Source organism: Candidatus Devosia phytovorans (assembly GCA_029202405.1).
Classification (GTDB): Bacteria; Pseudomonadota; Alphaproteobacteria; order Rhizobiales; family Devosiaceae; genus Devosia; species Devosia phytovorans.
Window position 1 is genome coordinate 288694 of the sequence record CP119312.1, and the last position, 25928, is coordinate 314621.

The following is a 25928-nucleotide window of genomic DNA, read 5'->3' on the forward strand; positions in this document are numbered from 1 at the left end:
AGACGCATAGACCTGGGAGGGTCGCTGAAGATGGCTGCAATGCCCCTGACTGCACCGGCAGTAAAACCGGCTAATCCGAATTTTTCGTCGGGCCCCTGTGCCAAGCGTCCTGGCTGGACGGTTGAAGCGCTGGCCAATGCGCTGGTCGGTCGTTCGCACCGCTCCAAGCCCGGCAAGGAGCGCATCCAGCGCGCGATCGACCTGACCCGCGAACTGTTGCAGGTCCCCGCCGACTACCGCATCGGCATCGTCCCCGCTTCCGATACCGGCGCCGTCGAAATGGCGCTGTGGTCCATGCTCGGTGCCCGTGGCGTCGACATGCTGGCCTGGGAAAGCTTCGGCGAGGGCTGGGTCACCGACGTTTCCAAGCAGCTCAAGCTCGATGACGTGCGCATCCTCAAGGCCGGCTACGGCGACCTGCCAAACCTTAGTGAAGTCGATTTCAAGCGCGACGTGGTCTTTACCTGGAACGGCACGACCTCGGGTGTGCGCGTCGAGAATGCCGACTGGATCGCTGCCGATCGCGAAGGCCTGACGATTTGCGACGCGACCTCGGCCGCCTTTGCGCAGAATCTCGATTTCGCCAAGCTCGACGTCGTCACCTTCTCCTGGCAGAAGGCGCTGGGTGGTGAAGCAGCCCATGGCGTGCTGATCCTGTCGCCACGCGCTGCCGAACGCCTCGAGACCTTCAAGCCAGAGCGCCCGCTGCCGAAAATCTTCCGCCTCACCAAGGGTGGCAAGCTGCTGCAGGAAGTGTTCGAAGCGGCCACGATCAACACGCCCTCGATGATCTGTATCGAGGACGCGATCGACGCCATGGAGTGGGGCCTCAAGGAAGGTGGCCTGACTGCGTTGCAGGCCCGTGCCGATGCCAATTTCAAGGTGCTGGCGGATTGGGTCGCCAAGACCGACTGGGTCGAGTTCCTGGCCAAGACGCCGGCCAACCGCTCCAATACCTCGGTGTGCTTCTCGATCGTCGATCCGGCCGTGACCGCGCTCGATGCCGACAAGCAGGCAGCCTTCGCTAAGGCCATCGTCTCCCGCCTCGACAAGGCCGGCGTTGCCTATGACATTGGCGCCTATAAGGACGCTCCCTCGGGCCTGCGCATCTGGGCCGGCTCGACCATCGAGTCCGCTGACCTTGCGGCCCTGACGCCCTGGCTGGACTTCGCCTTTGCCGAAGAAAAGGCCGCGCTGGCACAGGCTGCCGCCTAAGCGTTTCCGGCCTCGCCACGGGCGAGGCCAACTCCCCTATTCATGCGGCTTTGCCGCAGCAAAAATGCAGGAGGGCGCAATGCCCAAGGTTCTCGTTTCGGACAAGCTCAGCCCCACCGCCGTCCAGATCTTCAAGGACAATGGCGTCGAGGTCGACTACCTCCCCGATCTGGGCAAGGACAAGGAAAAGTTCCTTGAAGCCATCGGCCAATATGATGGCCTCGCCATCCGTTCGGCTTCGAAGGTCACCGAAAAGATCATTGCCGCGGCGACCAATCTCAAGGTGATCGGCCGTGCCGGTATCGGCGTCGACAATGTCGACATCCCGGCCGCCACCAAGAAGGGCATCATCGTGATGAATACGCCCTTCGGCAATTCGATCACGACGGCCGAGCACGCCATCGCCATGATGTTCGCCCTGGCCCGCCAGTTGCCTGAGGCCGATGCTTCGACCCGCGCCAGCAAGTGGGAAAAGAACCGCTTCATGGGCGTCGAAGTCACCCATAAGGTGCTCGGGCTGATCGGCGCCGGCAATATCGGCTCGATCGTTGCCGATCGTGCCGTGGGTCTCAAGATGAAGGTCGTCGCCTTCGACCCCTTCCTCACCCCTGAGCGCGCCCAGACCATGGGTGTCGAAAAGGTCGAGCTGGACGAGCTGCTGGCCCGCGCCGATTTCATCACGCTGCACACGCCGCTGATCGACGCCACCCGCAACATCCTCAATGCCGAGGCCTTGGCCAAGACCAAGAAGGGCGTCCGCATCATCAACTGTGCCCGTGGCGGTCTGATCGATGAAGCCGCACTCTACGATGCGCTGAAGTCGGGTCAGGTTGCCGGCGCCGCTCTCGATGTGTTCCTCGTCGAACCTGCCGAGCAGAACCCGCTGTTTGATCTCCCAAATGTCATCTGCACGCCGCACCTTGGCGCTTCGACCACTGAAGCCCAGGAAAACGTCGCACTGCAGGTTGCCGAGCAGATTTCGGCCTACCTGATGAGCGGCGAAATCACCAATGCGCTCAACTTTCCGTCGATTTCGGCCGAGGAAGCGCCGATCCTGACCCCCTGGGTCAAGCTGGCGGAAACGCTGGGTTCGTTCGGCGGCCAGCTCACCGAGACGGCCATAACCGGCATCAAGATCGAGTTCGAGGGCAATGTTGCAGAACTCAACACCAAGCCGATGATTGCGGCTGCCATCAATGGTGTGCTCAAGCCTTCGCTGGGTGACATCAACATGGTCTCGGCGCCGCAGATCGCCAAGGATCGCGGCATCGTGGTGGAAACCACCAATCGCGACCGCCAAGGCGCCTATGAGGGATATATCCGCCTGACCATCACCACCGATGAGCAGGCCCGCAGTGTCGCTGGCACGCTGTTCGCTAATGGCAAGCCGCGCATCATCCAGGTCAAGGACATCAACATGGAAGCCGAGCTTTCGCCGTCCATGCTCTATGTCACCAATGAGGACAAGCCGGGCCATATCGGTCGCCTGGGCACGCTACTGGGTACGCTCGGCATCAATATCGCCAACTTCAACCTCGGCCGCGAGGACGTGGGCGGTGGCGCCATCGCGCTGGTGTCGATCGACGGCACGCTGAGCGAAGCCCAGCTCGGTGAAATCGCCAAGCTGGAAGGCGTCAAGCAGGCCAAGGCGCTGCGGTTCTAAAAGCTGCAATCGACAGAGCCAAGGAAGGCCGGTGCGCAAGCATCGGCCTTTTTCGTTGTCGCGACAAATACTTCGTGAACCCTGTGTGCAGGTGTGGTTTGGCGCTGCAACAACAAGATGCGATCCATTTATCGCAGATTGCGGGGAAGAACATGATCGCATCGATCCGACACAATATATCGCTGGTGGTGAGTTTGGCGGGTCTGGCTGCCGGGTTGGCGGTCTTTGCCTATGGCGCCGTTCAACTGGTTGGCGGCATAGTGGTGGCCAATCTGATCCTCAGTTCGCCCGTTCCTGCGACAGGGTTCCAGCTCCCAGCAGCGATGATGATCCTTGGCCAACACGCCATTACCGCGCTGGTGGGTGCGGTGCTGGTCTATTTCGCGGGCAAGGGGTTTGCACAGCGCTGGCGTGCTGGCCCGCCGGCAGATGACACGGTGATCGGCAAATCGTCACTGACGCAAGGTCTCGCGCTCATCATCTACGGAGCCGGTGCACTTTATGGTGCTTATGGCATCCTGTTTGGCATGGGGCCGTTGCTGGACGACTATCAACTCGCCATCCATGGCGACAAGACGACGGCGCGCTTCATCGCGATGGAACCTGCGCCGGATATCCACTGGGATGTCCAGCGCGTGCATTACCAATTCAAGACGCGCGGTGGGGAGACTGTCGACGGCTATGCCAACAAATTCAGCTACCCGGCGCAACAGATGATGGACAGCGGTTTTGCCGAGGTGACCTTCGATCCGCAAAATCCACAGCGTAGCGAAGTCGACTTTCACTTCTCGGTTCAGTCGGCCCTGTATTTCTTCGGTGGACAGCTGATTTTCGTCATCATCGGCATCTGGGGGTTCGCCAAGAATGCGCAGGCAATGTCGGGCACAACGAACCCGCCGCCACCCGCTGCACGCTTCATCCCGGACGAGCCGCGGGCCATTCCGGCGATGCGTGCACCCGCCGGGTCGGTGCGCAAACAGTTTGGCCGGCGTGGCGCCTGAGCCTGGCGGCGCGCAGAAAGCCCTCTGCCGGAAAGGCCGGTGCGCAACCGCTGGGCTTGTGTGTCAGTCCATATCTCGCAAACGCGCCATCACTTTTGGGGCAATCGGTTCAAGCTCGACTAGTGGCGCCCATCTGGCGGCGTGGACCTCCTCGGCCTGATGCGCCAGCGGCAGGCCCGGATCGGCGATGAAGAGATATTGCAGGTCGTGGTGGACATGCGGCTGCTCGTTGCGCGCCTGCTTGCCTGGCACGTCGTGACTGTCGATGACGAAGGGCCGATCCTCGTCCTGGTGCCATGGATGCAGCATGAGCCCGGTGACGGCGGTTTCCTCCACTGCCTCGCGCTCGGCGGATTGCCAGAAACGATCCGAGAGTTCGTAATGTCCGCCGGGCTGCAGCCAGCGACCGATGGTGACGTGGTCGATCAGCAGGACCTGAGCGTGGTCGGGTGAGAGCACGATGGCGCTGGTGGTCAGGTGACCTGGATAGGTTGTGCGCTCATCGAGCCGGTGACCCTCGGCGATCTGCCATTGCAACAGGGGTAGGTATTCGCCCGGTCCGGCGTTTTCGCGCAGATAGCGGCTGACGATCTGGTCAAGATAGGTTGGAAATTCACTTTGACTGGGCATGTCAGGTCTTTCGGTGCTGGCGGCGGGCGCTCCACTCGGCCATAGCGATGCCAGCGATGATGATGGTCGCGGCAATGGCGTGATAGAGCTCGAAGGCTTCGCCCAGGATGATGACTGAGCCCAATGTGCCAAAGACCGGGATCAGGTTATGGCTGGGCGCCGCGCGATTGGGGCCGACGAGTTCAACGCCACGGGCATAAAAAATCTGGCTGAACATGGACGGAAAGATCATCACATAGGCGATGACGGCCCAGACTGTCGGCGACATGGTGGGAATGGTGGCAAAGGCGGCGATGCCCGGGCCAAAAAGCTGCAGCATGATCAGCCCGGTGATCGCGGCGCCGGCAAAGGCCACGGCCATGAAGCTCATCATATGCACCGGCGGGCGAAAGCGCAGGGCTAGCGTATAGCCGGTATAGGCAAGGCAGGCGAGAATCACGAAGCCGTCGCCGATATTGATGTCGAGCGACAGGATGCGGCCGAGGTCGCCATGCGTTGAGGTCAGCAGGACGCCGATGATGGCCACGATCATGCCCAGCACCTGCAATGGCCAGACACGGGCGCGGAAAACCATGAAATTGGCAGCCAGAATCATCAATGGCAGCGAGCCCTGGACGATGGCGGCATTAACGCCGCTCGTCGTGCTCAGTCCGATATAGAGCAGTGCGTTGAAAAGGGCATAGCCGATGGCCCCATAGGCCATCAGCAGCAGCCAGGTGCGCCTGATCACTGGCCAATCCGCGCTCAGGAAGCGCCAGGAGAAGGGCAGGATGAATGCCGTTGCGCCCACGCAGCGGGCGGCCAGCAGCAGGAAGGGGTCGATTTCCCCGACCACCAGTTTGGCTGCCACGACATTTCCACCCCAGAAAAGCGGGGCGAGAATGAGCAGCAGATAGGGCTGATCGAGAATTTGAGCGGAAATGCCGCGATTTTGCTGGTCTTGCGGCTTTGTCATCGGGACCCGAGTGATGTAAGGACAGTCGGACTTAGCAGTTATTCGGTCGCGATAAAACTTTGGCAAAGGCGACCGGGGTGACAGACGTCCAAATGGGGAAGGGTGCGGCAAAGCTGCCGGGCCCCTTATGTCGCGCCTATCCTGGAGAAGGTTTTTTGCATGGCTAATGTGGTTGTCGTCGGCTCGCAGTGGGGCGACGAGGGCAAGGGCAAGATTGTTGACTGGCTCTCCGAGCGTGCCGATGTCGTGGTGCGCTATCATGGCGGCCACAATGCCGGCCACACCCTGGTCATCGATGGCGTGAGCTACAAGCTTGCGCTGCTGCCCTCGGGCCTGGTCCAGGGCAAGCTTTCGGTCATCGGCAATGGCGTCGTGGTGGATCCGCATCATTTCGTCACCGAGATGGAAAAGCTGCGCGGGCAGGGCGTCACCATCACGCCCGAGATCCTGCGCATTGCCGACAATGCTCCGCTGATCCTGTCGCTGCATCGCGAGCTCGACGGAATCCGCGAAGACGCCAATGCCGGCCTCAAGATCGGCACCACCCGCCGCGGCATCGGCCCGGCCTATGAGGACAAGGTTGGCCGCCGCGCCATCCGCCTGATCGACCTCAGCGAACCCGAAACGCTGATGCCCAAGATCGAGCGCCTGCTGACCCATCACAATGCCTTGCGTCGCGGCATCGGTCTCGTCGAGATCGAAGCGCAGACAATCTATGACGAGCTGTTGGCCGTCGCCGACACCATCCTGCCCTTCATGGACCAGGTGTGGAAGGTGCTGGACGACAAGCGCCGCGCCGGCGCCCGAATCCTGTTTGAAGGCGCACAGGGTGCGCTACTCGACAATGACCACGGCACCTATCCCTTCGTGACCTCGTCCAACACGGTGGCCGGCCAGGCTGCCGCCGGTTCGGGCCTTGGTCCAACCGCCATCCACTATGTGCTGGGGATCACCAAGGCCTATACGACCCGCGTGGGCGAAGGCCCGTTCCCCTGCGAACTCGACGACGAGATCGGCCGGCATCTGGCGACCGTCGGTCGCGAAGTGGGCGTCAACACCGGCCGTCCGCGCCGCTGCGGCTGGTTCGACGCCGTGCTGGTGCGCCAGACGGTCAAGACGTCGGGCATTACCGGCATCGCGCTGACCAAGCTCGATGTTCTGGATGGTCTGAAGGAGATCAAGGTCTGCGTCGGCTACGAGCTGGACGGATCACGCATTGATTACTTGCCTGCCTCAATGGGGGCACAGGCCCGGGTTAAGCCGATTTACGAGACTCTGGAAGGCTGGTCCGAGACCACGGCTGGTGCGCGCAGCTGGGCGGATCTGCCGGCTCAGGCTATCAAATATGTCCGGTATATCGAAGAGCAGATCGGTGCGCCGGTCGCCATGCTCTCGACGAGCCCGGAACGTCTGGATACCATCCTTGTCGTTGACCCATTCCAAGACTGATAATTTTTGTTAAAACGTGTCGCTGCAATTGTGAGTACCAAGTAACCAATGGCGGACTACAAGGAGCTGTTGCGCCGGGCCATCTCGGCGCTTCCGGAGAATAATGGGGCCGCCCGCAGGGCAGTCTACGAGAAGGCGCGTTCGGCCCTGGTCGGACAATTGCGCGCCATTACGCCCCCATTGCCGGCGCGTGACATTACCCAGCATCGCCTGCAGCTCGAAGATTGTATCCGTCAGGTCGAGCACGAAGCCAGCGAGGCGGTGATCTCGCTGGGGCGCGAGGGTTTCCCGACGCGCTCTGCCACGCCAGCCCCAGCCGCGCCCATCGAGCCGCCGCGCCCCGCGCCGGTTGCCGCAGCGCCGGTTGAAGAGCCGCAGCCAGTTGAACTGCCCCAGGCAGTCGAGACGCAAAAGGCGGTCGAGACGCCGCGCTTTGCTGCGCCGGCTGAGCCTGCGCCGGTCGAGACTGCTTCGGTCATCGAGCCGCCTGCGGATGACGAGCCGGAAGAGCCGATCGTTGCCGGCAAGTCGATCGAAGAGATCATTTCGGAGGCTGCAGAATCGGCTGGTGCGCCGGTCAAGCTGGTCAAGACGGAAGACACGCCGAGCCTCGACGCCAAGCCGGACCTGCGGGCGATACCTTCCATCGTTGCGCGTGGACCCAGTTCGCCGCTGCTGCCGCCGTCCAATGTGCGCCCGATCGATGGGCTGCGTTCGCCCGGCCCTGAGCCGCGCCGCGATGCAGCGCCGCTGGCCGCCAATGCCATGGTCGAGCCGCTGCGCACCTCGACGCGCGTCGAGCCGTTGCTGGGCAACCAGGCGACCGCGCGTCAGCAGGTGATTGCGCCGATCGCGGTGGATGTGCCGGTTGAGCCGGCGCTGTCCACGGTGCGCGAAGTCGAAGTCGAGCCCGATGCCAATGAGGCACAGGGCGTCATTGAGCGCGCCATAGAGACGCTGGATCGCGAAGCGCGTGGCGAAACCACGCCGGCACGTCCGGACCTCCCCGATACGAGCTTTGCCGCTGCCGCCAATGCGCCCGCCGGCGACACTTTTGCCGAGCTGCCGCCGCAGCGCGGTGGTGCGGGCCTGACCATCTTCCTCGTCGTCTTTGCGATTCTGTTGGCGGGTGCCGGCGGTGCGGGCTTCTGGGCCTGGCGCGAAGGCTATGTCGATCTCGACCAGATGTTCGGACAGGCGCAGGCGCCGGTCACCGACACGGCGACTCCGACAAACAATACGCCGACGCTTGATCCGGTGCAGTCCGATACGACAACCGGTCCAGGCAATACGGCGGCGACGCCAACCAACGAGCAGACCGATACCGAACTCAATGGGCTGCAGATGGAAGACCGGCTCGAGCCAACGCCCGAGGCGGTGACGCCGGCGCCGGGCCAGGCGACTTTGCCGAGCATCGAGACGGGTGACGACAAGACGGAAGAACGCCTGCCCGGCTCGACGGCTGCGGCTACCGATGATCCGGCGGCGTCGGTTGACCCGGCCGATCTTGCCGGCAGCCAGTCGCTGCTGCTCGAAGCCAGCCAGGGTGGCGCAACCGGCGCTGTTCCCTTCTCGGGCACGGTGGAATGGAGCGAGGGCGTCGATGAGTTGGGCCTGCCCACCATCCAGGGTACGGCCAGCATTCCGGCGCGTAACCTCAGTGTCGAAATCACGCTGCGCAAGAATTCCGATCCGAGCCTGCCGGCCAGCCATCTGATGGAAGTCAATTTCAACGTCAGCGACACTTTCATCGGTGGCAGCATTGCCAACCTGCCCGGCGTGCTGCTCAAGGATGAGGAACTGGTGCCGGGTACGGCGCTGGTCGGTGCCTCGGCGCGCGTCGTGGGAAATTCCTTCCTGTTTGCGCTGAGCGCCACACAGGCGGACCAGACGACCAATACGGATCTGCTGGAAAACCGCCGCTGGATGGATCTGGCCGTGGTCTATGGCACGGGCCGCAATGCCATCATCACCCTCGAGAAGGATGACGAGGCGCAGACGCTGTTCGAACGCGTGTTCACTGCCTGGAATGAATAAGAGCATGGCGGCCGGTCAGGTCGCCATGAGCTTGCCCTCCCTTAGTAGATAGCGCCGCTTCGCCAGGGCCGCGACATCGTCGGCGTGGTGGCTGACGAGGATCGTGTGCCAGCCGTGACGCACGGTCAGGGTGCGGACCAATTCGCGGATCAGGGCACGGGTCTCATCGTCGAGTGCCGAAAAAGGTTCGTCAAGCAGGAGGATGGGCCGCGCCCGCAGCAGGGTTCGCGCTAGCGCCACGCGCTGCTTCTGTCCGCCCGAGAGCGTGCCGGCCTGCTGGTCGCCCAGCCCATCGAGACCAACTTCCGCCAAGGCTGCAGCCACCTGCTGCTGCGCGGTCTGTTTGTCCGTGCCCGCGGGCAGGCCAAGGGCGACATTCCTGCCGGCGCTCAGATGTTCGAAGAGGCTTTCCGACTGCAGCAGCAGGGATAGCGGGCGTTCCTCGGGGCGCAGCGGGACAAGGTCCTGATGATCGAGCTGGATGCTGCCCGCGATGGGCGTCAGGAAGCCGGCGAGCAGGTCGAGCAAGGTGGATTTGCCCGAGCCGCTGGCGCCGGAAATGGCGGTAACCTCGCGCGGATGCGCGGTCAGCGAGAAGTCGTAGCGCTGGGCCTGTCCGGGATGGCTGAAGGTCAGCCTGTCAACGATGAGCATTGGCAATTCTTTCAAACAGGCGCGGCAGCAGGACGAAGGCGGCAATGGTGCCCAGCAGCAGAATGGCAGCAATAGCGGCGGCGTCATTGCTGCGATAAGAGCCGAGCGCGCGGAACATCATCAGCGGCAGGGTCTGGAAATCCTGCGTGCCGAAGAGGGCGATGACGCCTAGATCGCCGAGCGAAAAGCAAAAGGACAGCGCCAGCATCACGCCGATATCGCGGCCCAGCAGGGGATATTCCACTGCAGCGAACTGGCGCCAGCCGGAGAGGCCGAGCGAACGGATCAGCTTGCCCCGAGTGCGGGCGATGGCTTCGAGCGGCGGGCCGAGCGTTGCCATGGCGAAGGGCAGGGCGAGGAGGCTATTGGCCAGGATGACGACAAAGGGCGCAGCCGTGGCGGGAGCGATGCCGAGCTGGCGGACCAGGAGGAAAAAGCCGAGGGAGAGCACCACAGCCGGGACGGCGAGATAGGCGAAGGCGGGCATGCCGAGCAGGGTGCGCAGCGTGCCGCTGCCGGTGGCGGCGCGGCCGAGGGCGAGGGCGAGTGTCAGGCCGAGGGTCAGGAGCGCCGAGGTGGCGCCGATGACGACGCTGCTCAGGAGCGCCCACCAGAAGGCGGGGCGCGTCAGGATGCGATCGAGGCCTGAGCTCAGCCCTTCGATCAGCACCGATAGCAGCGGCAGGACGAAGCCGATGAGGCAAAGCAGCAGAACGAGGATCTGCAGGGCTTGGGCCAGGCCATGGTCGCGCCAGCGCGGGACGGTGGAGGCGCCGAAGCTGGTGGGGATGGGGGCGAGGGCCGAGGCGGCGAGGATGACGAGGGAGCAGACGGCGATCTGCGTGGCAGCGAGCCAGACGGCGCCGATCAGGTCAAAATCCTGGCGCACGGCAGCGTAGATGGCGACTTCGAGCGTCTGGTTGGCGGGGCCGCCGCCGAGCATCAGGACGATGGGGAAGCTGGTGAAAGCGAGGAGGAAAATGATGGCGGCGAGGCCGGGGACGGTGCCGCGCAGGGCGGGCCAGTCGAGCAGGGCAAGGCGTTGCCGGGCGTTGAGGCCGAGCGACTGACCCATCTTGAGGCGGGCAGAGGGAATGGCATCGAGCCGGGCCAGCATGATGCGGGCGGCAAAGGCGCCGTCGAGCACGACATGGGCGAGCAGAATGCCCGAGAGGCCGAAGGCCGGATTGCCGAGCGGGAAGCCGAAGAGGGTTTCGCTCAACTGGTTGATCCAGCCGTTGCGACCCCAGATCGAGAGGAGGCCAAAGGCGATGATCATGCCGGGCGTGACGATGGCGGAGGCGAAAAGACCGACGACGAGATCGCGGCCGGGAAAGCGCAGGCGATTGAGCGCCCAGGCGAGGGCTGCGCCGACCAGCAGGGAGAGGATCGTGGTGAGGCCGGCCTGGAGGCTGGTCATGCGCAGGAGGTGGGGGATGTCGACACGGGCACCAGTGCTGTCGCCGGTGGCGGCTGCGACCAGTGCCCAGAGCACGAGGGCGATCAATCCCGCAATCGCGGCGGCCAAGGAAATGGCCGTCGCGATGCGGAGGGGACGATGGGGCAGGGTCAGCATGCTTGTCCCCGACATGGTGCCTACTGGATCGCCGTCAGCATTTCGTCGATCCATTCGCGGCTGTGAGCGGCGATTTCCTCGTCGGTGAAGGTCAGGGTCTTTTCGGGCTGGGGCAGGGCGGCGAAAGCGGGGTCGAGGGCGTCGCCGAGATCGGAGACCGGGAACATCCAGTTGGTATGCGGGATGATCTGCTGGGCGTCGGCGGAGACCAGGTAGGCGAGGAATGCCTTGGCCAGTTCGGGCTGGTCGGAGGATTTCAACACGCCGGCCACTTCGATCTGCGGGTAGTGACCTTCGGTGAAGATGGCTGCCTTGATGGTTTCGTCGCCGTCCTCGATGATGTGGTAGGAGGGCGAGGTGGTGTAGCTCAGCGTCATGTCGGCTTCGCCCGACAGGAAGAGATCATAGCTCTCGCTCCAGTCGCGGGTGACGGTGAGGATATGGGGCTTCAGGCCCTGCCAGATTTCGGCAGCGCGGTCGCCATAGGCGGCCTTGATCCAGAGGACGAGACCAAAGCCGGGGGTCGAGGAGCGCGGATCCTGGATGGTGATCTTGATGTCTTCGGGCAAAGCGATCAGCTCTTCGAAGCTCTGCGGCGGATTTGCCATGGTGTCGGTGTCGTACATCATGGCGAAATGGGCGTAGTCGAAGGGCACGAACTGGCTGTCGGTCCATTCGCCGGGCAGAGCCAGGTCGGTCAGCGTCAGGCCGTGATCGGCAAAGAGGCCGGTGGCGCGGGCCTCGCCGGCAATGGCGGTATCGAGACCGACGATGATATCGGCTTCGCTGCTGTCGCCCTCGAGCTGGACGCGGCGCAGGGTGCCGATGGAGCTGTCGGCGGCCACCCATTCGACTTCGCAGCCGCAGGTGGCCTCAAAGCCCGCCTTGAGGCCGGGGCCGGGACCCCATTCGGCGGCGAAGCCGTCATAGGTGTAGATGGTGAGCTTGGGCAGATCCTGCGCGAAGGCAGGGGATGCGAACAGTCCGGTGAGGACCGCAAGCGCGATGGAGGCAGATTTGACCATGGGCCAATCCTTCATTTGCTTTGCGGCCATGGATGAGGGATCAGGTGTCAATGGTTGGGGCGTCGAGATGCCCTTGCCATCTCGAACTTCCTCCGCCAGCATGACCTGGTTCAGGTTCAATGGGTAACTCTCAGCTCCGGATTTCTCCGGAACACCCCAGCGAGACGCCCCACACTTAATGAGAGCTTTGTGACAGTGCAAGACACTTCCGTGCCGGATGCGCCGATGGTCGTATCCCAGGGTCCGCTGGCCATTGTCGGCGGTGGTGCCGTCGATCCGGCGCTGCTGGTCGAACTGGCCGATCGCGGCGTCATGCTGGTCGGGGCCGATGGTGGCGGGGATGCGATCGGGGCGGCGGGGCTGACGCCGGCGGCGATCATCGGCGATCTCGATTCGCTTGAAGACCGGGCGGGTTGGGAGAAAAAGACGCGGGTGATCCATCTGCCCGAGCAGATCACCACTGATTTCCAGAAGGCGCTGCGCTCGACCCAGGCACCGGTGACGCTGGCGCTGGGCATGACGGGCAAGCGGCTCGACCATACGCTGGCTGCGCTCAGCGCCGTGCTGGAATTTGCGCCACGCCGCAAACTGCTGCTGGTGGACGAGGTGGATGTTGCGCTGGCGGTCACGGGACCGATCCGCTTCGAGGCGGGGTTGGGTGAGCGGGTGTCGATCCATCCGCTGCTGCCAATCCGGTTCCGGCGCTCGAGCGGTCTGTTCTATCCGATGGATGGGCATCTGCTGGCACCGGGTGGGCTGATCGGGACGAGCAATGAAGGGACGGGTGGGGTAGTCGAGGTGGTGCCGGAGGACAATACGCCATGGCTGCTGATCCTGGGCAAAGAGCGACTCTGGGATCTGGTACAGGCGTGCGGAAGCGCCGCCTGACTGCGGTTTTCGGACGGGCGGGCTCCCTTGGGAGAGCCATGGCGGCGAGGCTTGCCGCCTCGGGTAGTCAAGTTTGGAAGAGAGGCGGGGCCTCGCCACCAAGCCGGGATTTTTCACACGAGCCGACGATGGTCCGACCCTTTCGGGCTTTTTGCTTGTCAGCCTTTGTACCGAGCGCTGAAGACCGGGGCGCCTGAGCATGGGATGCTTCACCAGAGCGATCCCAGGGGCATCAGGCCCGCCATAAACCTTCACCACCCAGGCCTTTTGTCAGAAGGCCTGTTCGGCACGCGGGCCCGAGACGAAAAGTCGGCGTGCGTGCGGGAGCCTGGCGACCCATGCTCCCCGGCAGTCCCTGCAACCATCACTCGTCATGACCGTGCTCTGATGCAGGCGATGGGTGCATGATATGGCCAGTCTGGGGGGGCGGGGAAAACTATGGTCAGAAAAAGCAAAAAAGGCGGGCCAAGTGCCCGCCTTTTCTCAATTTTATTTTTCGGCTTAGTGCGCGGAAGCGGCTTCCTTGACCGCGTCCTGTACCTTTTCGAAGGCGCGGACTTCGATCTGGCGGATGCGCTCGCGGCTGACGTCATACTGCTGGGCCAGCTCTTCGAGCGTGGCCGGGCTTTCCTGCAGGCGGCGGGCGTGGAAGATCGCCTTTTCGCGCTCGTTGAGCACGCTCATCGCATTGTTGAGCAGGCCCATGCGCTCGGAGAATTCCTCGCTCTCGCCCAGCGTCGTTTCGGCACTCGGGGTGTCGTCGACCAGCCAGTCCTGCCACTCGGAGGTGCCTTCGTCAGCGCGCATGGGCGAGTTGAGCGAGGCATCGCCGGAGAGACGGGCGTTCATCGAGACCACGTCGGCTTCGGTGACCTTGAGGGTGGTGGCAATCTGAGCGATCTGGTCGGGATGCAGCGAACCATCGTCCAGGGCGGCGATCTGGCCCTTCACCTTGCGCAGGTTGAAGAACAGACGCTTCTGGGCGGCGGTGGTGCCGATCTTGACCAGGCTCCAGCTGCGCAGGACATATTCCTGGATGGCAGCACGGATCCACCACATGGCATAGGTCGCAAGGCGGAAGCCCTTTTCGGGCTCGAAGCGCTTGACCGCATGCATCAGGCCGACGTTGCCTTCCGAAATGACTTCGGAGATCGGCAGGCCATAGCCGCGATAGCCCATGGCAATCTTGGCCACGAGGCGCAGGTGGCTGGTGATCAGCTTCTGAGCCGCGCCCGGGTCGGTATGTTCCTTGTAACGCTTGGCGAGCATGTATTCTTCATCGGGTTCCAACATCGGGAACTTCCGGATTTCCTGAAGATAACGGCTCAAGCCGCCTTCGGCTGACAGCACTGGCAAATTCGTCTGGGCCATCTATGCACCCCTTTCTGGTTCCCCCTCTTTAGCCTTGCTGGATTGCGGCAACATTGCCTGATCCGCGGACCCCAGAGGGCGGAAATATCGTCTGGCACGACGTCCGAAAACCGGACCATCGGCAAACTACGATGATTATATAGGACGCATTCTGGCGAATGTAAGAGCGGATTCGCGCGAAAACGTTACAAATGCGCAATGGTTCCTACCCTTGCGCAATCATCCCGTCATACAAACCTGTTCGGGCCCGATAGGTTCACTCACCATGTGGTGAGTCTGTGCCACGCCCGTAGCCCTACGCGCGTAGCGCTTCGGGCGTTCTTCCGTCAAATCGCTCCACCGGAGCGATGTGCCCTGTAGGAACAGTCATCACGGTTCGAGGCTTTGCTGCGCAAAGCACCTCACCATGAGGGCTGCTGATTGCGCCACAGAGAATAGGCGCTTCAGCTCCGCGCGAAAGCCTTGTCGTAGTCCTGCAGGGCGTCGTCGAGGGCCTGCAGGTCAGGCGGGAGGTCGGCTTCGAAGAGCATTTCCTCGCCGGTGGTTGGATGTTCGAAGCCCAGTTCGGCGGCGTGGAGCGCCTGGCGGCCAAGGGATCGGATCGGCTCGGCGACGTCTTCGGGCAGCCGGTTGATCTTGGTGGCATAGCCCGAGGCATAGACGACGTCGGCCACCAGGGGATGGCCGACATGGGCCATGTGGACGCGGATCTGATGGGTGCGGCCGGTTTCGAGATGGCATTGCACGCGGGTAATGTCCCAACCGTCACCGCCAAAGCGGGCTTCGACGAAATAATGGGTGATGGCTTCGCGGCCATCCTTGCGCACGGCTTGCTTGAGACGATTGTTCTGATCGCGGCCGAGCGGGGCATCGACCGTCCCCTTGCCGGTTTCGGTGACGCCCCAGACATAGGCCAGATAGGCGCGATGGAGGGGCCCGGTGCGGCCGTGGTCGGCAAACTGAGCCGAGAGATGCTTGTGGGCGGTTTCGGTCTTGGCAGCGACCATGACGCCGGAGGTATCGCGATCGAGACGATGCACGATGCCCGGGCGTTTGACGCCGCCAATGCCCTGCAGGCTATCGCCGCAGTGGAAGAGCAGCGCATTGACCAGCGTGCCATCAGGCGAGCCGGGGGCGGGATGCACCACCATGCCGACGGGCTTGTTGATGACGATGAGCTGGTCGTCCTCGTAAAGAATATCGAGGGGAATGTCCTGCGGTTCGGGATCGGCGTCTTCTGGGGGCGGGGCGAGAAGCACGATTGTCTCGCCGGCCGTAAGCCGGTATTTGGGCTCGCTGACGACAGCGCCATCAATGCTGACGGAACCGGCAAGGATCAGATCCTTGATGCGGTTGCGGCTCAGGATGGTGTGGACCCTGGCCAGGGTGGCATCGAGCCGCCCACCGACCATGGTTTCATCGACCACGACCTCGACAAGGTCGCCCTCGAATTCTTCTTCTGCGGTAATATCGACCATGAGCGATCCTAAAGAGCCGAACGAGACGCCAGATGCGCCCCTGTCTGCGGAGGCGAAGGCGGCCATAGCCAAGGCCCGCCGCTCGTTCGCCTATTCCATCGGCATTTTGTTGCTGGGCTTTATGGCGATTGCCTTCGCGCTTGTCTATCGCGTGCTGCGTGATCGGCCGCCGCCGGCGGTTGCCGCCGAGATTTCACTGCCGGCCGGGGCCGAGGTGGTTTCGGCGCTGGTCAATGACGGGCAGATCAATGTGACCTATGTGGTCGATGGGGTGACCAGGCTGGCGCTGTTCAATCAGGGGAGCGGGGCGTTGGAGCGGGAAGTGGTGATCGGGGAGTAGTGGTTCTGTGCCACGCCCTCGTGGTTCGAGGCTTTGCTACGCAAAGCACCTCACCATGAGGTCTGTTGAAATATCATGTCTCAGTAGCCCTCATGGTGAGGTGCGAGCTCTTGCGAGCCTCGAACCACGAGGGCGTGGCAAGATTTACCGCCCCTGAATTTCCCTGAGCGCGGCCATGCGGTCGGTGACGGAGCCCTTGCGGGCTGTGCCGGATTTGCGGGTTACCGGGGGCAGGGTGTCCATGCTGACGCCATCGTCGGCGAAGCGCTGGACGCGGTCGAAGAGGCTTTCCTCTTCTGCCGGGGCCGGCTCGGGCTTTTCGGTATCGACGGCATAGACGACGCGGCTGGCGCTGGCGGCAATGGCGGCGAGGCGCTGGCGCAATGCGTTTTCGTCAAGGCGCTTGGTGTTCCAGTCGGCGAGGAGCGTCGATTCCACCTGGGCGACCTGCCTGCGCAAGGTTTCGACGTCGGCGTCAAGGCTCAGCTCCGCGGCGAGCGAGGCGCCTTTCTCCGCGGTCTCGATTTTTTCATGCAGCAGCGCATTGATGCGGTTTTCGGCGCTGGCCATGCTGGCTTCGGCGGCGACGAGATCATTGTCGATGGCTGCTTCGTCCGCAGCGGTCGAGGCGGGCGGCCGTACGAGGGTTTCGCGCAGCAGGCGCAGTTCCTCGTTGCGGGTATCGAGTTCGCGATCGCGCATGCGCAGGCGCTGGGCGAGGTCGGTGCCCTCGCGCTCGAGCTCCATGGTGCGGGCGCGCAGTTCGGCCTCGCGCGCTTCGAGCTCCCTGACCACCTCGACATGCTGGTCACGCTCGACCCTGAGCTGGCCGAGGTCGCTACGGCTCTGGTTGACGTCGCCGAGCTGTTCGGCGAGGCGTTTGCGCAGGCTTTCGACGTTGAGTTCGAGCTTGCGGGTGGAGAGGGCGAATTCGGCACGCAGCTGATCCTTGTCAGCGCGGAACTCGGCCATGGTGATGGGCGTCGCTGCCTCGATGCGTCGCTTGGTGAGGCGCACGGCGCGTTTCCACACGGCGGGCAGGATGATCAGGGACACCAGGCCGGCCACCAGCAGGCCCAGCGCAAAATACAGGATGTTCTCGATGACCATCGGCCAAACTCCGGCGCGCCACACCCGATACGCGGTGTGGTCCTTTCTTCTGACAGTGCAGTGGTAGCACCGCCAGATTTGCCAAGGATTAACCCTAACCACTTTGTCGCCATGCGTCACCGGCAAGCCGGGAAGTGTGATCAGCAGGCTTATTGCGAACAAAACAGGAAACGTGTTCCGTTGCGCTGCCTCTCCAGCGGATCGATTCGTGCAGAAAACCGAAGACTATCTCGACCTTCTCAACCCCGAGCAGCGCCGTGCCGTCGAGCATGGCGCGGGCGAGACTGCGCCGGGGCCGCTGCTGGTGATCGCCGGAGCGGGGTCGGGCAAGACCAATACGCTGGCGCATCGGGTGGCGCATCTGATCGTCAAGGGGGCCGATCCGCGACGGATCCTGCTGATGACCTTTTCGCGTCGCGCAGCCAGCGAAATGGGCAAAAGGGTGGAGCGGATCGCGGCGCGGGTGATGGGGCCGTCGTCGGGCGTGGTGACCGACGCGCTGAGCTGGGCGGGGACGTTTCATGGCATTGGCGCGCGGCTGTTGCGCGAGCATGCCATGCAGATCGGGCTCGACCCGGCCTTTACCATCCACGACCGGGAAGACTCGGCCGACCTGATAAACCTGGTGCGGCATGAGCTGGGCTTGTCCGAAGCCAAGAGCCGGTTTCCGACCAAGGGGACGTGCCTTGCCATCTATTCGCGCGTGGTCAATGCGCAGGATGAGCTCGAAGAGGTGCTGAAGGCGCATTTCCCGTGGTGCGCCATGTGGCCCGACCAGTTGCGGCAGCTGTTCGGCGCCTATGTGGCGGCCAAGCAGAGCCAGAACGTGCTCGATTACGATGACCTGCTGCTGTACTGGGCCGGGATGATGGCCAATCCTGCCATTGCGGCGGAGGTCTCGGCGCGCTTCGATCATGTGCTGGTCGATGAATATCAGGATACCAACAGGCTGCAGTCCAATATCCTTCTCGCCATGCGGCCGGGCGGCAAGGGGCTGACCGTGGTGGGCGACGATGCTCAGTCAATCTATTCGTTCCGCGCCGCCACGGTGCGCAATATTCTTGATTTTCCGCAGAGCTTTTCGCCGGCGGCCGATATCGTGACGCTGGATCGGAACTATCGCTCGACGCAGCCGATCCTCGCCGCAGCCAATGCGGTGATCGATCAGGCGAGCGAGCGGTTTACCAAGAACCTCTGGACGGAGCGGGAGAGCAACGCCAAGCCGTTGCTCGTCACGGTGCGCGACGAGGCCGACCAGGCGCGCTATGTCGTGCACAAGGTGCTGGAAGCGCGCGAGGGCGGCATGACGCTCAAGAACCAGGCGGTGCTGTTCCGCACGTCGAGCCATTCGGGGCCGCTGGAGATCGAGCTGACGCGCAGCAATGTGCCTTTCGTCAAGTTCGGCGGGCTGAAGTTTCTCGACGCGGCGCATATCAAGGACCTGCTGGCGATCTTGCGCTGGGTGGAAAATCCGCGCGATCGGGTGGCGGGGTTCCGCGTGCTGCAATTGCTGCCGGGGGTCGGGCCGGCGTCGGCGGGCAGGGTGCTCGATGCCATGGCGGTGGGTAGCGACCCGGCCTGGGCGCTGGGCGAGATCCCGACGCCGCCGCGGGCGGCCGAGGGCTGGACCGGGCTGGTGGAGATGTTCGGGCGGCTGTCGCGGCGCGAGGCGACCTGGCCGGTGGAGCTGGGCTATGCGCGCCTCTGGTATGAGCCGCTGATGGAGCAGGCCTATGAGGATGCCATCATCCGGCAGGCCGATATATTGCAGCTCGAGCAGATTGCGGCCGGCTATCCGTCACGCGAAAAGTTTTTGACCGAGCTGACGCTTGATCCGCCCGATGCGACTTCGGACCAGTCCGGCGTGCCGCTGCTCGACGAGGATTATCTGATCCTTTCCACCATCCATTCGGCCAAGGGGCAGGAGTGGAAGGCGGTGCATGTGCTGAATGTCGTGGATGGCTGTATCCCGTCGGACCTGGGGACCGGATCGACGCATGAGCTCGAGGAAGAGCGCCGGCTGCTCTATGTGGCGATGACCCGGGCCAAGGACGAGCTCAACGTCATTACGCCGCAGCGGTTTTTCGTGACGCAGCAGAGCAAGTATGGCGACCGGCATCTTTATGCGCAGCGCAGCCGATTCATCCCGCGCGCCATGGTGCCGCTGTTCGAGGATATCCTGTGGCCGCCGGTCAAGCCGGCCTATATCGAGGGCCTTTCACCGGCGCCGGTCAAGATGGATATTGCTGCGCAGATGCGCGGCATGTGGAGCAAGTAGGCGCGTTCCAGCTAGGCGGTTTGCGACGGGCGCCAGACGGTTTCCATATTCTGGCTTTCATCGCGCACCAGCACTTCCACGCTCGGCTCCTCTTCCTGCGTGGCCTGCTCGATAGCGGCCTTGACCGCGCGTTCCCTGGAGTCAAAAGGGCCCGTCAGGGCGCCCTTGTAGCTGAAGTGCCAGGCGTGATCCTGGGCTGCGACGACAAAATGGTGACTGCACATTTTTCATTCCTCCCTGCCTTCAACGATGAAGACGTGGGGCGGGATGCGTCAATGGTTAAATATCTCTTGTCCGGCAGATTTGAAGCACAGGGTAAATCGTGGGCGCTCAGTACTTGAGGCCAAGCAGATGTCGAGCCGGTGTCTGCTTGAAGCTCGCAAAAAGAAAACCCCGCTTGCGCGGGGGAAGTCTTGGAGGTCAGGCAGGAAGCGGGAATAGCAATTGGCCAATGATCAGAAGGGGTTCCAGGTCGGCTCATTGGTGAAGTTGAGGTAGCCGATATTGACGCCAAGGCGGGCGCCGACGCCCGAGCGGATCGGCACCATGATGACATCACCGCGCTTGATCACGGTCATGCCGAAGCCACCCAGGACATAGGCCGAGCCGTCAACGCCGGCATAGCGGCCGAGCACGTCCTGTATCTGGGTGAGGTTATAGACCAGCATCATGGACTTGGAGCCATCGCCACCGACGTCGAAACCGATGGAGGGGCCCTGCCAGAAGACGTTGAACTGACCGGCGTTGCGGGTGTGCAGCACGCCTTCGCCATAGCGGACGCCGGCAAATAGCGCGCCACCGGCATCTTCGCCGAGGATATAGCCATTGGGCAAGCCGAACTGGCTGACGGCGCGTTCGACCACTGAGGCGAGGCCCTGCGACGTCGAGCCGAAGAAGGCGCGGCCATTTTCGACCAGGTCCTCACCCGAATAGGTATCGCCGAGCGAACCCTGGGCATAGGCAGCCGGAACGGGTGACGCGAGGGCGGCCACGAGAGCGAACAGAAGGGCGAAGCGCTTGAACATCTAAATCTCCCGAGCAGCACGCTGGCTGGCAGTACGAAACCGTTAAGGCTTCAAACGTACCTTTGTGGCGAACATTGGTTGCCAGCGCGCCAGATCACTTGGTTCGATGATGAAGCAAACCTCTAAACAAATCTTAACCATGCTGGCCTTTGTTTTGCCGCTATTGAGCGTGGTTTGCGCCACGATCGTGCCGGCCCGGGCGCAGTCGGTGGTGACCTATTATGTCACCGACCCCCTGACCGGCATTGGCATCTATGGCTGGGATCCGGTCAGCTACTTCACGGAAACGGTGCCGCTGATGGGGCAGGGGCAATACGAGTATATCTGGAAGAACGTGCCCTGGTATTTTGCCACGGCGGCCAATCGCGACATCTTCAAATCCGCTCCGGAAATCTATGCGCCGCAGTTCGGTGGCCATGGGGCAATGGGCGTGGCGCGGGGCTATGTGTCGGACAGCGATCCCAAGATTTTTGTGCTGTTCAAGCAGCGGCTCTACCTCTTTTATTCGGCCTCGACGCGCGAGGCCTTCCTGCTCGCGCCCGACGACGCGGCGAGCGAGGCGGAAGCGCGCTGGCCAGAATTGTCCAAGCATCTGTCCATAAACTAGGCCAAGCGCCTTTGTTGGGCCGGAAAACCTAGCCAGTTTCGCCGATCTCAATCTAATGTCGGCAAAACTGATTCTCATGGAGACTGCCCTGATGGATATCATCGAGCTCAAGGCGACCGATCTTGCGGCCATGCTTTGCTCCAGGGTCTGCCACGACCTGATCAACCCCATCGGGGCGATCGGCAATGGTCTGGAAGTGCTGGGCGATCCCAACCAGGGCGACATGGCAGAAGGCGCGCGCGATCTGATCGCCAGTGCCGCCAGGCAGAGCCGGGCCAAGCTCGAATTCGCCCGCCTTGCCTATGGCGCGTCCTCGACCTCAGGCACGGATATCGACACGCGCGAATGCGAGCGCGTTGCCCGCATCCTGTTCGAGATCGAAAAGGCCGACCTCGAATGGCAGGTGCCGCTGATCCTTCTGCCCAAGCACAAGGCAAAGCTGTTCATGAACATGCTGCTGATCGCGGCGACCTCAGTGCCGCGCGGCGGCCAGGTCACGGCCAAGATCGAGGGCGATGCTGGCAAGGAGCGCTTCGAGTTCACCTCCAAGAGCGATCCCGACAAGCGCCAGAAGACGCTGATCCCCGCCGGTTCGGCAGGCCTGCTGTCGGGCATGCCCGAAGAGGGCTCCGTCGATGCGCGGGGCATCCAGCCGTTCTATACGGGCCTGCTGGCCCGCATGACGGACATGGAGGTCGATATCGGCATCGAGAACGACATGTTCTACCTGACGGCAACACCCAAGGTTGCGGTCGAGGGCGCTCTGGAGCAGCCGACTGCCTGAATTGGTCCCTCGAAACGCTAGCAGTCCGCTAACCAATTCCTAGGATGTGCCACGCATAATCGGGGATAGTGTCAGCCTCTGCGGAGCCTTCCGGCCATGAAGTCCTGTCTCATCGTCGATGACTCGAGCGTGGTGCGCAAAGTGGCGCGCCGCATTCTCGAAGACATGGATTACATCGTCGACGAGGCCGAAGACGGCCAGGATGCCTTCGACAAGTGCCGGCAGGAAATGCCCGATGCCATCCTGCTCGATTGGAACATGCCGATCATGAGCGGGCTGGAATTTCTAAAGCTGCTGCGGGCTTACGTCGGTGGTGACAAGCCGCATATCGTCTATTGCACGGTCGAGAACGACATCGGTGCCATCGCCATGGCGCTCAAGGCCGGCGCCAGCGACTATATGATGAAGCCTTTCGATCGGCACATTCTCGAATCCAAATTCGAGATGCGGGACCAGGCCGCCGCCTAAGAGGTTTCTCCAGCTCTACCAAGCAGGTAGGCCTTCTCACGCTCATTGCGGGTCAGTGCGGCAGCCCGGTGGAATTCCAAGATCGCCTCGTCCTGCCGCCCGAGCTTGGCCAGCATGTCGCCGCGCACGCCATAGAGCAGGTGGTAGTTCTTCAGCGCCGGGCTATCCTTGATGATGTCGATCAGCAAGAGTGCCGCCGCAGGACCTTGCGCCATGGAAATGGCAACGGCGCGGTTGAGCTCGATGACCGGCGACGGGGTCACCTGGGCCAAGGTTGCATAGAGGGCGGCGATACGGTCCCAGTCCGTCTGGTCGGGCTTGCGGGCGCGGGCATGGCAGGCGGCGATGGCGGCCTGCAGGGCGTAGGGCGAATTTTCGCCGTTCAGATCAATGGCTTTCTGGAGTGACGCGAGACCGCGGCGGATCAGCAACTGGTCCCAGCGTGAGCGATCCTGATCGAGCAGCAGAATGGGTTCGCCCTGGGGATCGGTGCGGGCGGCGGTGCGCGAGGCCTGGATTTCCATCAGTGCCACCAGGGCATGGACTTCGCTGTCATCGGGCGACAGCCGGGCCAGCACGCGGCCGAGCCGCATGGCTTCCTCGCAGAGCTGGGGGCGGATCAGGTCGTCGCCAGCGGTTGCGGAATAACCCTCGTTGAAGATGAGATAGAGCACCCCGAGCACGGATCCCAGGCGTTCGCTACGCTCCTCGCCGCGGGGGACCTCGAAAGGAATGCCGGCTTCGGCGATGGTTTTCTTGGCGCGGACAATACGTTGGCCGATGGTCGGCTCGGCCGCGAGGAAAGCGCGGGCGATCTCTTCGGTGGTGAGGCCACCCAGAAGCCGCAGGGTCAAGGCGACGCGGGATTCTGGCGGCAGGATGGGATGGCAGGAGGTGAAGATCAGCCGCAGCAGGTCGTCGCCGACATCATCATCCAGCGCCTCGATGATTTCGGCTTCATGGTCCGGCGCATCGTCCTCGATGATGCGGCCGACCTCTTCGAGTTTGGTGGCGGCCATCTTGCGATGGCGGAAATAATCGATGGCGCGGCGCTTGGCGGTTTGCATCAACCAGGCGCCGGGATTGGTGGGGACGCCGGTTTCGGGCCATTTCCTGAGGGCGACGAGGAGGGCGTCCTGGGCGAGTTCTTCGGCCAGGGAAATGTCGCGCATCATGCGGGTCAGGCTCGCAATCAGCCTTGGCTGCTCGATTTTCCAGACCGTGGTGATGGCGCGGTGGGTTTCGGAATCCTGGCTCATGACGGGGGATGAAAGCAGCATCTTCCGTCATGAGCAATGACCAGCATGCTGGACGACTTCTCGCGCGGTTACTCGAACATGCCCCTGGGTGTCTCGCCCGCGAGAAAGGGGGTGATGAAGCCCATCAGCAGATCAGTCTGGTCGATGACCGCCGTATGGGAGGTCGCCGGGAGGATGGCGAGGCGCGCGGTGCCGAGGGGCTTGCCCATGTCGCCCGGGCCGCCGCCGCCGAGCAGGTGGAACATGTCAACCAGATGCTCCAGCGTCACCATGTCGGAGTCTCCGGCGATGACCAGGATCGGCATCTTCAATGCCTTGACCTCGTCACCCCAGGCCATGGGCTCGTGTTCGAGGGCAATCATGCGCTCGACAAAGGGGCGGAAGCCGTCGGGATTGGGCGCCAATTCCTTCCAGGCGGTCTCCATGGGCGTGCCGACGAACATTTCCGGCGTCATGGTGGGGATCATTTCGAGGAATTCGGGCTGGGCGCCAGTCATGTCATAACTGACCGAGGCGGCGATCAGCTGGTCGACCTTCTCGGGGTGATCGATGGCCAGGCGAAGGCCGGCGGCGGCACCCATGGAATAGCCGAAGACATCGGCCTTCTCGATGCCGAGCGCGTCCATGAAGGTGGCGACGTCGTCGGCGAGATTGGGATAGGTGACGGGGCGGTCGATGTCATTGGTGCGGCCGTGGCCCTGAAACTCGATGGCATAGACCTTATGGGTCTCGGCGAGGCGGGGAATGATCTCGCCCATGGTTGGGATGTTCATATAGGCGCCGTGCAGGACGATCAGCGGATCGCCGGTGCCGGAGGTCTCGTAATACATCTGCATGCCGTTGACCTCGACGGTCTGGCCAACAGGGTCGCTTTGCGCAAACGCGGGTCCGGTCATCAGAAAAGCTGCGGCGATGATGGCGGTACGGATCATTGTCGTCTCCTCAATGCGCGACTCCCGTCCGCGCTTCTGGTGAGACGACGGATGGGGGCGCGTGGTTTCGACAGGGCGTGTTGTTTTTCAAGGTTGCCGCATCCTCGGTGTCACCCCGGCCTTGAGCCGGGGCCTATCCCGAGATTTATCAACGCGCCGCCAGATCGGGCCAGCTTGCGGCTGTGGCAAGATCTCGAGATGGGTCCCGGCTCAAGGCCGGGATGACATCGCGGGTGGGAATGATCTGGAGCAAAGGCACACAGACGAAAAGCCCCGCGGGACTGGTGTCACGCGGGGCTCGGAAATTTTGGTGTTCGGTCGGGGCTTAGGCGACGTTCTCGTTGTAGCCTTCGTCGGCATCGGGTTCGCGCAGGACATAGCCGCGGCCCCAGACGGTTTCGATGTAGTTCTTGCCGCCGGTCGCAACGGAGAGCTTCTTGCGCAGCTTGCAGATGAACACGTCGATGATCTTGAGCTCGGGTTCGTCCATGCCACCATAGAGGTGGTTGAGGAACATTTCCTTGGTGAGCGTGGTCCCCTTGCGGAGGGAGAGCAGCTCGAGCATCTGGTATTCCTTGCCGGTGAGGTGCACCCGCTGGGTCTGCACTTCGACGGTCTTGGTGTCCAGGTTGACCGTGAGGTCGCCGGTCTGGATGACCGACTGGGCATGGCCCTTGGACCGACGGACGATGGCGTGGATGCGGGCCACGAGCTCGTCCTTGTGGAAGGGCTTCGTCATGTAATCGTCGGCGCCAAAGCCGAGGCCACGGACCTTGTCCTCGATGCCGGCAAGGCCGGAAAGGATCAGGATCGGCGTCTGCACCTTGGCGACGCGCAGGGTGCGAAGCACCTCATAGCCGCTCATGTCGGGCAGATTCAGATCGAGTAGAATGATGTCGTAGTCGTAGAGCTTGCCGAGATCGACGCCTTCTTCACCGAGGTCGGTGGTGTAGACATTGAAGCTCTCGGACTTGAGCATCAGTTCGATGCTCTGCGCTGTCGCGCTGTCGTCCTCAATAAGGAGTACCCGCATTATATTCCCCTTGTCATTCGTTCCTGCTGGAACCGTGGACCCGAACTGTCCACGCCAACCCTACTGGATATGACTGAACCCTAAGCCCAAATAGTTAACAAAGTTTAATTCGGTTCGGCAATACGCAAATGTCGTTAGGATGAATTAAGT

24 protein-coding genes and 1 riboswitch are annotated in these 25928 nt (G+C 62.8%); of the genes, 11 read left to right on the plus strand and 13 right to left on the minus strand.

All coding sequences use genetic code 11. The features are described from left to right. Window positions 1-39: 39 nt before the first annotated feature. The 3 genes from P0Y65_01415 to P0Y65_01425 all read left to right on the plus strand — a co-directional run bounded on the left by P0Y65_01415 (window position 40) and on the right by P0Y65_01425 (window position 3879). Window positions 40-1215 carry a phosphoserine transaminase gene (locus P0Y65_01415; GenBank protein WEK06701.1) on the plus strand — a complete coding sequence of 392 codons (1176 nt, stop codon included), beginning with the start codon at window positions 40-42 and terminating at the stop codon, window positions 1213-1215. A 79-nt stretch (window positions 1216-1294) separates the two neighbouring features. Next, window positions 1295-2878, plus strand: coding sequence for a phosphoglycerate dehydrogenase (serA, locus tag P0Y65_01420; GenBank protein WEK04940.1), 1584 nt, complete (start codon window positions 1295-1297; stop codon window positions 2876-2878). Between the two features lie 98 nt (window positions 2879-2976). After that, window positions 2977-3879: a hypothetical protein gene (locus tag P0Y65_01425; GenBank protein WEK04941.1), complete on the plus strand. Its 903-nt coding sequence runs from the start codon at window positions 2977-2979 to the stop codon at window positions 3877-3879. Between the two features lie 63 nt (window positions 3880-3942). Here the strand turns inward: P0Y65_01425 and P0Y65_01430 are convergent, their stop codons facing one another. Beyond that, window positions 3943-4509, minus strand: a complete 567-nt coding sequence (locus tag P0Y65_01430) for an NUDIX domain-containing protein (protein WEK04942.1) — start codon at window positions 4507-4509, stop codon at window positions 3943-3945. Between the two features lies 1 nt (window position 4510). Then, window positions 4511-5464, minus strand: a complete 954-nt coding sequence (locus tag P0Y65_01435) for a DMT family transporter (protein ID WEK04943.1) — start codon at window positions 5462-5464, stop codon at window positions 4511-4513. 159 nt (window positions 5465-5623) lie between these two features. Here P0Y65_01435 and P0Y65_01440 point away from each other — a divergent pair, with 159 nt between their 5' ends. Both P0Y65_01440 and P0Y65_01445 read left to right on the plus strand, forming a co-directional pair. Then, window positions 5624-6913 carry an adenylosuccinate synthase gene (locus P0Y65_01440; GenBank protein ID WEK04944.1) on the plus strand — a complete coding sequence of 430 codons (1290 nt, stop codon included), beginning with the start codon at window positions 5624-5626 and terminating at the stop codon, window positions 6911-6913. Between the two features lie 48 nt (window positions 6914-6961). Further along, window positions 6962-8950: a hypothetical protein gene (locus tag P0Y65_01445; protein ID WEK04945.1), complete on the plus strand. Its 1989-nt coding sequence runs from the start codon at window positions 6962-6964 to the stop codon at window positions 8948-8950. 15 nt (window positions 8951-8965) lie between these two features. Here the strand turns inward: P0Y65_01445 and P0Y65_01450 are convergent, their stop codons facing one another. Genes P0Y65_01450 through thiB form a run of 3 tightly spaced genes read right to left on the minus strand, consistent with a single transcriptional unit; the run spans window position 8966 to window position 12205 of the window. Next, complete coding sequence (locus tag P0Y65_01450) at window positions 8966-9604, minus strand: ATP-binding cassette domain-containing protein (GenBank protein WEK04946.1); 639 nt, start codon at window positions 9602-9604, stop codon at window positions 8966-8968. Continuing rightward, window positions 9591-11180, minus strand: coding sequence for a hypothetical protein (locus P0Y65_01455; protein ID WEK04947.1), 1590 nt, complete (start codon window positions 11178-11180; stop codon window positions 9591-9593). Before P0Y65_01455 ends, P0Y65_01450 begins: the two co-directional genes overlap by 14 nt. Before the next feature lie 20 nt (window positions 11181-11200). Then, a complete protein-coding gene (thiB, locus tag P0Y65_01460; GenBank protein ID WEK04948.1) occupies window positions 11201-12205 on the minus strand; it encodes a thiamine ABC transporter substrate binding subunit in 1005 nt (334 codons plus the stop codon). A gap of 70 nt (window positions 12206-12275) precedes the next feature. Beyond that, window positions 12276-12374: riboswitch (TPP riboswitch) on the minus strand. A gap of 56 nt (window positions 12375-12430) precedes the next feature. Here thiB and P0Y65_01465 point away from each other — a divergent pair. Then, window positions 12431-13093: a thiamine diphosphokinase gene (locus tag P0Y65_01465; protein ID WEK04949.1), complete on the plus strand. Its 663-nt coding sequence runs from the start codon at window positions 12431-12433 to the stop codon at window positions 13091-13093. Between the two features lie 501 nt (window positions 13094-13594). Here the strand turns inward: P0Y65_01465 and rpoH are convergent. Together rpoH and P0Y65_01475 are read right to left on the minus strand one after the other, a co-directional pair. Further along, complete coding sequence (gene rpoH / locus P0Y65_01470) at window positions 13595-14464, minus strand: RNA polymerase sigma factor RpoH (GenBank protein ID WEK04950.1); 870 nt, start codon at window positions 14462-14464, stop codon at window positions 13595-13597. 443 nt (window positions 14465-14907) lie between these two features. Further along, entirely contained in the window at window positions 14908-15876 is a 969-nt protein-coding gene (locus tag P0Y65_01475; protein WEK06702.1) for an RluA family pseudouridine synthase, read from the minus strand. Window positions 15877-15940: 64 nt separating this feature from the next. Here P0Y65_01475 and P0Y65_01480 point away from each other — a divergent pair, with 64 nt between their 5' ends. Beyond that, complete coding sequence (locus tag P0Y65_01480) at window positions 15941-16282, plus strand: DUF6476 family protein (GenBank protein ID WEK04951.1); 342 nt, start codon at window positions 15941-15943, stop codon at window positions 16280-16282. A gap of 144 nt (window positions 16283-16426) precedes the next feature. On the opposite strand, the gene P0Y65_01485 is transcribed toward P0Y65_01480, so the two are convergent. Beyond that, entirely contained in the window at window positions 16427-17392 is a 966-nt protein-coding gene (locus P0Y65_01485; GenBank protein ID WEK04952.1) for a hypothetical protein, read from the minus strand. A gap of 208 nt (window positions 17393-17600) precedes the next feature. Here P0Y65_01485 and P0Y65_01490 point away from each other — a divergent pair, with 208 nt between their 5' ends. Beyond that, window positions 17601-19670 carry an ATP-dependent helicase gene (locus P0Y65_01490; protein WEK04953.1) on the plus strand — a complete coding sequence of 690 codons (2070 nt, stop codon included), beginning with the start codon at window positions 17601-17603 and terminating at the stop codon, window positions 19668-19670. Window positions 19671-19681: 11 nt separating this feature from the next. On the opposite strand, the gene P0Y65_01495 is transcribed toward P0Y65_01490, so the two are convergent. Next, window positions 19682-19894: a hypothetical protein gene (locus tag P0Y65_01495; GenBank protein WEK04954.1), complete on the minus strand. Its 213-nt coding sequence runs from the start codon at window positions 19892-19894 to the stop codon at window positions 19682-19684. A gap of 231 nt (window positions 19895-20125) precedes the next feature. Next, window positions 20126-20695 carry a DUF1134 domain-containing protein gene (locus tag P0Y65_01500; protein ID WEK04955.1) on the minus strand — a complete coding sequence of 190 codons (570 nt, stop codon included), beginning with the start codon at window positions 20693-20695 and terminating at the stop codon, window positions 20126-20128. A gap of 139 nt (window positions 20696-20834) precedes the next feature. On the opposite strand from P0Y65_01500, the gene P0Y65_01505 reads away from it, so the two are divergent. The 3 genes from P0Y65_01505 (at window position 20835) to P0Y65_01515 (ending at window position 22554) form a co-directional block, all read left to right on the plus strand. After that, entirely contained in the window at window positions 20835-21302 is a 468-nt protein-coding gene (locus tag P0Y65_01505; protein ID WEK04956.1) for a YHS domain-containing (seleno)protein, read from the plus strand. Window positions 21303-21393: 91 nt separating this feature from the next. Continuing rightward, window positions 21394-22086 (plus strand): histidine phosphotransferase family protein, encoded by a 693-nt coding sequence (locus P0Y65_01510; protein ID WEK04957.1) that lies wholly within the window; start codon window positions 21394-21396, stop codon window positions 22084-22086. Between the two features lie 96 nt (window positions 22087-22182). Further along, window positions 22183-22554, plus strand: a complete 372-nt coding sequence (locus P0Y65_01515) for a response regulator (protein WEK04958.1) — start codon at window positions 22183-22185, stop codon at window positions 22552-22554. Here the strand turns inward: P0Y65_01515 and P0Y65_01520 are convergent. The 3 genes from P0Y65_01520 to P0Y65_01530 form a co-directional block, all read right to left on the minus strand. Next, window positions 22551-23834, minus strand: a complete 1284-nt coding sequence (locus P0Y65_01520; protein WEK04959.1) for an RNA polymerase sigma factor — start codon at window positions 23832-23834, stop codon at window positions 22551-22553. The genes P0Y65_01515 and P0Y65_01520 overlap by 4 nt on opposite strands. A 47-nt stretch (window positions 23835-23881) precedes the next feature. Next, window positions 23882-24745 (minus strand): alpha/beta hydrolase, encoded by an 864-nt coding sequence (locus P0Y65_01525; protein ID WEK04960.1) that lies wholly within the window; start codon window positions 24743-24745, stop codon window positions 23882-23884. A 325-nt stretch (window positions 24746-25070) separates the two neighbouring features. Further along, the gene (locus tag P0Y65_01530) at window positions 25071-25778 is read right to left on the minus strand and encodes a response regulator transcription factor (GenBank protein WEK04961.1); all 708 of its coding nucleotides are present in this window, start codon (window positions 25776-25778) and stop codon (window positions 25071-25073) included. Window positions 25779-25928 lie beyond the last annotated feature (150 nt).